This is a genomic window from Pseudomonas sp. FSL R10-0056 (assembly GCF_009600105.1).
Classification (GTDB): Bacteria; Pseudomonadota; Gammaproteobacteria; order Pseudomonadales; family Pseudomonadaceae; genus Aquipseudomonas; species Aquipseudomonas bubulae.
In genome coordinates this window covers 1-441 of sequence record NZ_WIWL01000091.1, presented here as the reverse complement: position 1 = coordinate 441, position 441 = coordinate 1, and the positions used below count along the sequence as shown (strand labels likewise).

The window sequence follows — 441 nt, the reverse complement described above, 5'->3', positions numbered from 1 at the left end:
ATGGCGACCAGGTTAAGCGCCGCGACGGGCGGGTCACTCCAGTCGCAGGCGCGGGTGTCGATCCTGCGTTCAGCCTGGCCGCCCAGGTGTTCCAGCACCGTCATGCGGCTGGGACCAAATCCCTGCGCGCTCAGCAGACGGGCGATGATGGACGGGCTGCTGCCATCGTTGCTCAGTACCAGCAGACGTACACCGCTGTGCAGGTGGGCATTGAGGGCGACGACGGGGCGTGCCACTACCGACAGCGTGACTACGTCCTGCAGGGCCCAGCCCATGCGTGCTGCGGCCAGGGAAAAGGACGATGGCGCTGGCAGCACCTGCATTTCATCCCGCGCTACCCGTCGCGCCAGGCTGGCGCCGACACCAAACAGCATGGGGTCGCCGCTGGCCAGTACGCAGGTCGGCGTGTTGCGCAGGGCCAGCACTGGGGCCAGTGAAAAC

Annotated in this window: 1 protein-coding gene; it reads right to left on the bottom strand. The window is 67.3% G+C overall.

The window, feature by feature from the left end; genetic code table 11:
* On the bottom strand, positions 1-441 hold a 441-nt coding region (gene cbiE / locus GHO42_RS04680), incomplete at both ends, for a precorrin-6y C5,15-methyltransferase (decarboxylating) subunit CbiE (RefSeq protein ID WP_153384127.1).